General features: G+C 60.9%; 12 protein-coding genes and 1 pseudogene. All 13 read right to left on the reverse strand.

Going from position 1 to position 6,256, the window contains the following annotated elements; genetic code table 11:
• Nucleotides 1-65: 65 nt before the first annotated feature.
• Complete coding sequence (locus ACN4F8_RS14390; protein WP_419474233.1) at nucleotides 66-578, reverse strand: peroxiredoxin; 513 nt, start codon at nucleotides 576-578, stop codon at nucleotides 66-68.
• Between the two features lie 131 nt (nucleotides 579-709).
• Nucleotides 710-979: a 30S ribosomal protein S17 gene (gene rpsQ, locus ACN4F8_RS14395; RefSeq protein WP_300650787.1), complete on the reverse strand. Its 270-nt coding sequence runs from the start codon at nucleotides 977-979 to the stop codon at nucleotides 710-712.
• Between the two features lie 9 nt (nucleotides 980-988).
• Nucleotides 989-1,195, reverse strand: a complete 207-nt coding sequence (gene rpmC, locus ACN4F8_RS14400) for a 50S ribosomal protein L29 (RefSeq protein WP_159608378.1) — start codon at nucleotides 1,193-1,195, stop codon at nucleotides 989-991.
• Between the two features lie 16 nt (nucleotides 1,196-1,211).
• Nucleotides 1,212-1,628: a 50S ribosomal protein L16 gene (gene rplP / locus ACN4F8_RS14405; RefSeq protein ID WP_419474234.1), complete on the reverse strand. Its 417-nt coding sequence runs from the start codon at nucleotides 1,626-1,628 to the stop codon at nucleotides 1,212-1,214.
• A gap of 2 nt (nucleotides 1,629-1,630) precedes the next feature.
• The gene (gene rpsC / locus ACN4F8_RS14410; protein WP_419474235.1) at nucleotides 1,631-2,509 is read right to left on the reverse strand and encodes a 30S ribosomal protein S3; all 879 of its coding nucleotides are present in this window, start codon (nucleotides 2,507-2,509) and stop codon (nucleotides 1,631-1,633) included.
• Between the two features lie 15 nt (nucleotides 2,510-2,524).
• A complete protein-coding gene (rplV, locus tag ACN4F8_RS14415; protein WP_056266781.1) occupies nucleotides 2,525-2,854 on the reverse strand; it encodes a 50S ribosomal protein L22 in 330 nt (109 codons plus the stop codon).
• Between the two features lie 9 nt (nucleotides 2,855-2,863).
• Nucleotides 2,864-3,139: a 30S ribosomal protein S19 gene (gene rpsS / locus ACN4F8_RS14420; RefSeq protein WP_056266785.1), complete on the reverse strand. Its 276-nt coding sequence runs from the start codon at nucleotides 3,137-3,139 to the stop codon at nucleotides 2,864-2,866.
• A 12-nt stretch (nucleotides 3,140-3,151) separates the two neighbouring features.
• Nucleotides 3,152-3,976: a 50S ribosomal protein L2 gene (gene rplB, locus ACN4F8_RS14425; RefSeq protein ID WP_069048584.1), complete on the reverse strand. Its 825-nt coding sequence runs from the start codon at nucleotides 3,974-3,976 to the stop codon at nucleotides 3,152-3,154.
• 2 nt (nucleotides 3,977-3,978) lie between these two features.
• On the reverse strand, nucleotides 3,979-4,293 hold the full coding sequence (rplW, locus tag ACN4F8_RS14430) for a 50S ribosomal protein L23 (protein ID WP_056266794.1): 315 nt from the start codon (nucleotides 4,291-4,293) through the stop codon (nucleotides 3,979-3,981).
• Nucleotides 4,290-4,910, reverse strand: a complete 621-nt coding sequence (rplD, locus tag ACN4F8_RS14435; RefSeq protein WP_056266799.1) for a 50S ribosomal protein L4 — start codon at nucleotides 4,908-4,910, stop codon at nucleotides 4,290-4,292. The genes rplW and rplD overlap by 4 nt, the downstream gene beginning before the upstream one ends.
• Entirely contained in the window at nucleotides 4,910-5,581 is a 672-nt protein-coding gene (gene rplC, locus ACN4F8_RS14440; protein ID WP_056266802.1) for a 50S ribosomal protein L3, read from the reverse strand. The genes rplD and rplC overlap by 1 nt, the downstream gene beginning before the upstream one ends.
• 225 nt (nucleotides 5,582-5,806) lie before the next feature.
• Nucleotides 5,807-6,121: a 30S ribosomal protein S10 gene (rpsJ, locus tag ACN4F8_RS14445; protein ID WP_056266806.1), complete on the reverse strand. Its 315-nt coding sequence runs from the start codon at nucleotides 6,119-6,121 to the stop codon at nucleotides 5,807-5,809.
• Nucleotides 6,122-6,130: 9 nt separating this feature from the next.
• Nucleotides 6,131-6,256: pseudogene (locus tag ACN4F8_RS14450) on the reverse strand (elongation factor Tu); the annotation flags it as partial.

Here is a 6,256-nt window from a genome sequence, read left to right on the forward strand (position 1 = left end):
ACAACCGATCATGAAAAAAGCCGCTGGTGTCACCACCAGCGGCTTTTGTTTGTGCCCCGACAGACTCAGACGCCAGCCTTGGCCTGTGCCAGCAAAGTGGCTGCGTCGCTCACCTCGAACTTGCCCGGCGCCTCCACATTCAGGGCCTTCACCACGCCGTCCTTGATCAGCATCGAGTAACGGTTGCTGCGCAGTCCCATGCCGCGACCCGTCAGATCCAGCGTGAGACCGGTCGCCTTGGCGAAGTCGGCACTGCCATCGGCCAGCATGCGCACCTTGTCGCCGGTCTTCTGGTCCCGCGCCCAGGCGCCCATCACGAACGCGTCGTTCACGCTCAGGCACCAGATCTCGTCCACGCCCGCCGCCTTGAAGTCACCGGCATGCTCCACAAAGCCGGGCACGTGTTTGGCTGAACAAGTTGGGGTGAAAGCGCCGGGCAGTGCAAAGACCGCGATCGTTTTACCCGAGGCCGCCTTGTGTGCATCCACGGCATTGGGGCCGATGCTGCAACCGTTGCCTTCCACTTCGCTGTATTCCATCAACGTCGCCGCCGGGATCTTGTCGCCAACCTGAATCATGCTGTGCTCCTCGTGGTTATGGGCCCATGGGCCGTGGTGTGAATGCTCGAAAACCGAGCCCGGAAAAAGAAAAAGCGACCGGCATTGTCGGTCGCTTTTCAGTTCGGCGCTGCAAACAGCGCGAATCGCGCTTAAACCAGCTCGGCCTTTTGGACCAGGCGGGTGGCGACCCAGTTTTTCGTCTTCGACAGCGGGCGGCTCTCGGTGATCTCGATCATGTCGCCGGTCTTGTACTCGCCCTTTTCGTCATGGGCGTGGTACTTGCTCGACTTGGCCACGATCTTGTCGTAGAGCTCGTGCTTCACACGACGCTCAACCAGGACCGTCACGGTCTTGGCGCGCTTGTCACTGACGACCTTGCCGATCAAGGTGCGCTTGAGGGATGTTTTAGCTTCCGTCATGGTCACTCCTTATTTGGCAGAAGCCGCGTTGCGCTGCTTCTCGGCCAGAATGGTCTTGGCACGAGCGATGGCGCGGCGGGTGTCGCCCAGCACGGCGTTGTTGTTGAGTTGTTGCGTGGCTTTTTGCATGCGCAGACCGAAGTGGGCCTTTTGCAGCGATTTCACTTCGGCTTCGAGGCCGGCCACATCCTTTTGGCGCAGTTCAGCAGTTTTCATCTTGAGTTCTCCTGAATCACTGACCCAACAAGCGCGTCACGAACGTGGTGCGCAGGGGGAGTTTGGCGGCGGCCAGCTGGAACGCCTCACGGGCCAGCTCCTCTGGCACACCGACGATCTCGTACAGCACCTTGCCGGGCTGAATCTCGGCCACGTAGTACTCCACCGAGCCCTTGCCGTTGCCCATACGGACTTCAGCGGGCTTGTTGGAAATCGGCTTGTCCGGGAACACGCGGATCCAGATGCGGCCACCACGTTTGACGTGACGGGAAATCGCGCGACGCGCGGCTTCGATCTGGCGGGCCGTCAGGCGACCGCGGTCGGTGGACTTCAGACCGAAGTCACCAAACGCGACGGTGGCGCCGCTGGTGGCGACACCGGTATTGCGGCCTTTTTGTTCCTTGCGGAATTTGCGGCGAGCAGGTTGCAACATGGTTATTCTCCTTTGCCGTCCGCAGCTGCAGATGCGGGCGCGGCGTCTTTGCGAACGCGCTTAACGGCGGGTTTGGTTTCGGTTCCGGTCGTGGCTTCGGCAGGCTTGTCGCTGCCATCGGCCGGAGCAGCGTTCGCACCGGGGCGACGAACCGCAGCGCGAGCAGGAGGACCTGCCGGACGCTCACGGCGCGGACCACGGGGGCGGCGCTCTTCTTCAACACGGGGCTCGGCGGCCACAGGCGCATCGTTGCGGCCCAGGGTGTCGCCCTTGTAAACCCAGACCTTGACACCGATGATGCCGTAGGTGGTCTTGGCTTCGGACGTGCCGTAGTCGATGTCGGCGCGCAGGGTGTGAAGTGGCACGCGACCTTCGCGGTACCACTCGCAACGTGCGATCTCGATGCCGTTCAGGCGACCCGACGACATGATCTTGATGCCCTGTGCGCCCAGGCGCATCGCGTTCTGCATGGCGCGTTTCATGGCGCGGCGAAACATGATGCGCTTTTCGAGCTGCTGCGTGATGCTGTCGGCAATCAGCTTGGCATCGATTTCGGGCTTGCGCACTTCTTCGATGTTGACCGCAACCGGCACGCCCAACTTGGAGGCCAGTTCTTTCTTCAGCTTCTCGATGTCTTCGCCTTTCTTGCCGATCACCACGCCCGGACGCGCCGAGTAAATGGTGATGCGGGCGTTCTTGGCAGGGCGCTCGATCACGACGCGCGACACGGCGGCGTTCTTCAGCTTGCCCTTGAGGTACTCGCGCACCTTGATGTCTTCGGCCAGCATGCCGGCGAAGTCACGGTTGCTTGCGTACCAGCGGCTGGCCCAGTTGCGCGAAACGGCGAGGCGGAACCCGGTGGGGTTGATTTTTTGTCCCATATTCCTGTGACCTCTTCAGTTGCCAACCGTCACGTAGATGTGACACGTGGGTTTGCTGATGCGGTTGCCGCGGCCTTTGGCGCGGGCCGAGAAGCGCTTGAGCGTCGTGCCTTGTTCGACGTAGATGGTCGTGACCTTCAGTTCGTCGATATCGGCACCGTCGTTGTGTTCAGCATTGGCGATGGCGGACTCAAGAGCTTTCTTGACGATGCCGGCGGCCTTCTTCTGCGTGAACGCCAGGATGTTGAGGGCCTGGTCGACCTTTTTGCCGCGAATCAGGTCGGCAACCAGTCGGCCTTTGTCGACCGAGAGGCGAACGCCTCGAACGATTGAACGGGTTTCCATGGTTGTTCCTTACTTCTTCGCTTTTTTGTCGGCCGGATGGCCTTTGAACGTCCGCGTCAGCGAAAACTCGCCGAGCTTGTGTCCAACCATCTGGTCGGTGATGTACACGGGCACGTGCTGCTTGCCGTTGTGCACGGCAATGGTCAGGCCGATGAAATCGGGCAGGATCATCGAGCGACGCGACCAGGTCTTGACGGGCTTTTTGTCCTTGGTGGACACGGCCTTCTCGACTTTGGCCATCAGGTGATGGTCAACGAAAGGGCCTTTTTTGAGTGAGCGAGTCATGTTGTCAACCCTTTACTTCTTGCGACGCGAGACGATCATCGACTGCGTGCGGCGGTTGTTGCGGGTGCGGTAGCCCTTGGTCAGGTTGCCCCACGGATCCACCGGAGCGCGGCCTTCGCCGGTCTTGCCTTCACCACCACCGTGCGGGTGGTCGATCGGGTTCATCGCAGTACCGCGAACGGTCGGTCGAATGCCCATGTGACGCTTGACACCGGCCTTGCCCAACTGGCGCAGGCTGTGCTCCTGGTTGGACACTTCGCCGATGGTGGCGCGGCAATCCACGTGGACCTTGCGGACCTCGCCGGAGCGCATGCGGACCTGGGCGTAGATGCCTTCGCGAGCCAGCAGCACGGCCGAGGCGCCAGCGGAACGGGCGATTTGCGCGCCCTTGCCGACTTGCAACTCGATGCAGTGGATGGTCGAGCCGACCGGGATGTTGCGGATCGGCAGGGTGTTGCCCACGCGGATCGGCGATTCCGAGCCGGACAGCAAGGTTGCGCCCACTTCAACGCCACGCGGGGCGATGATGTAGCGGCGCTCGCCGTCGGCGTAGCACACCAGCGCGATGTGCGCCGTGCGGTTCGGGTCGTACTCGATGCGCTCGACCTTGGCCGGAATGCCATCCTTGTTGCGACGGAAGTCGACAACGCGGTAGTGGTGCTTGTGACCACCGCCCTTGTGGCGGGTGGTGATGTGACCGTTGTTGTTGCGGCCGGCTTTCTGGAACTGGGGTTCCAGCAGCGGCGCAAAACCTTCACCTTTGTGGAGGTGGTCACGCGTGACCTTCACCATGCCGCGACGGCCTGGTGAGGTGGGTTTCATCTTGATGACTGCCATGATTAAACGCCCTCCCCGCCGAAGTTCAGCTCTTGACCCGGCATGAGGGTCACATACGCTTTGCGAACGTGGTCGCGACGACCCACCGTTTTGCCGAAGCGTTTGGCCTTGCCTTTTTGGTTGAGCACGGACACGCCCTTGACCTGGACCTTGAACATCAGTTCAACAGCGGCCTTGATCTCGGGCTTGGAAGCATCGCGCAACACCTTGAACATCACGGCGTTGGTCTGCTCGGCAACTTGAGTGGCCTTCTCGGACACGATCGGTGCCACGAGGACCTGCATCAAGCGGCCTTCGTCGTATTTTGTGACGCTCATGCGAACATCTCCTTGAGCTGGTCGATCGCCGCCTTGGTGACGATGACCTTCTTGTAATGCACCAGCGACAGCGGATCGGCGTAACGCGGCTCGACCACCAGCACGTTGGGCAGGTTGCGCGAGGCGAGGTACAGGTTCTCGTCGACTTCTTCGGCGATCACCAGAACCGATTGCAGGTTCATGGCCTTGAACTTGTCGGCCAGCTGCTTGGTCTTGGGCGAGTCCACCTTCATGGAGTCGACCACGGCCAGACGGCCTTCACGCACCAGCTGCGAGAAGATGGACGCCATGCCGGCGCGGTACATCTTCTTGTTGATCTTCTGGGTGAAGTTCTCGTCGGGGCTGTTCGGGAAAATCCGACCACCGCCACGCCACAGAGGCGAAGACGTCATACCGGCGCGGGCGCGACCCGTACCTTTTTGCTTGAACGGCTTCTTGGTCGAGTGCTTGACCATCTGGCGGTCTTTTTGTGCACGCGTGCCTTGACGGGCGTTCGCCTGGTAAGCCACCACGAGTTGGTGGATCAGGGCTTCGTTGTAATCGCGACCAAACACGGTCTCAGGCACGTCCACGTTGGACGATGACTGACCCTGGTCGTTCAGGAGTTCAACTTGCATCAGTTTGCTCCCTTGGATTTGGCCTTGATGGCTGGGCGCACGGTCAGGAAACCGCCGTTCGAGCCGGGCACAGCGCCACGGATCATGAGCAGCTGACGGGCTTCGTCCACGCGCACGATGTCGAGGTTCTGGATGGTTTTGGTGTCATCGCCCATGTGGCCGGTCATTTTTTTGCCCGGAAACACGCGACCCGGATCCTGGGCCATGGAGATGGAACCTGGCACGTTGTGCGAACGGCTGTTGCCGTGCGACGCGCGCTGGGATTTGAAGTTGTGGCGCTTGATGGTGCCGGCGAAGCCTTTACCGATCGAGGTGCCTTGCACGTCCACTTTCTGGCCCACCGCGAAGATCGCGTTGGGAGCCACCACGGCACCGGGTTGGTACTGGGCAGCAACGTCAGAAGCGACGCGGAATTCCTGGATGATTTCACCCGCTTCGACACCGGCCTTGGCCAAATGGCCAGCTTCGGGCTTGGTCACGCGGGAAGCGCGGCGGGCACCAAAGGTGACCTGCAGCGCATCGTAGCCATCATGGGCCAGGGTTTTGACCTGAGTCACGCGGTTGTTCGACACATCGACCACCGTGACAGGAACTGCGTCCCCGTCATCGGTGAACAGACGCATCATGCCCACCTTGCGACCCAACAACCCGAGGGAGTTGCTAAGACTCATTGTTTTCTCCGTTCCCGACTTCAATTGGCCGGGGCTGATGGTGCATCGACTCTCCCCGAGAGGCGCCGACACGTTTTAAAGGTACGACCTGCATCATTGACAAGCCGCATCGGCAAAGCCGAACTTTCCGGACCGAAATCCGGAAAAGCCTACCAGTATAACCAGCAGGCTTTGTTTGTGCAAGCCGACCAGCGCATGGTGCGCCGACCGGCTTGAAAACCGCAATTACTGCAGCTTGATTTCGACGTCCACGCCAGCGGGCAGATCGAGTTTCATCAGGGCGTCAACCGTTTTGTCGGTCGGGTCCACGATGTCCATCAGACGCTGGTGCGTGCGGATTTCGAGCTGGTCGCGACTGGTCTTGTTGACGTGCGGCGAACGCAGGATGTCGAAACGCTTCATGCGGGTCGGCAGGGGCACGGGACCCTTGACGATCGCGCCGGTGCGCTTGGCGGTGTCGACGATCTCGGCGGCCGAGCTGTCGATCAGTTTGTAGTCAAACGCCTTCAGGCGGATGCGGATTTTCTGCTTGGTAGACATGTCCGCTCCTTAGGCGATGATTTTGGCAACGACGCCGGCGCCGACGGTGCGGCCACCTTCGCGGATGGCGAAGCGCAGGCCTTCTTCCATCGCGATGGGGTTGATCAGCTTCACCGTGATCGACACGTTGTCACC

Origin of the sequence: Hydrogenophaga sp., from assembly GCF_048549895.1 — a bacterium.
Lineage (GTDB): Bacteria > Pseudomonadota > Gammaproteobacteria > Burkholderiales > Burkholderiaceae_C > Hydrogenophaga.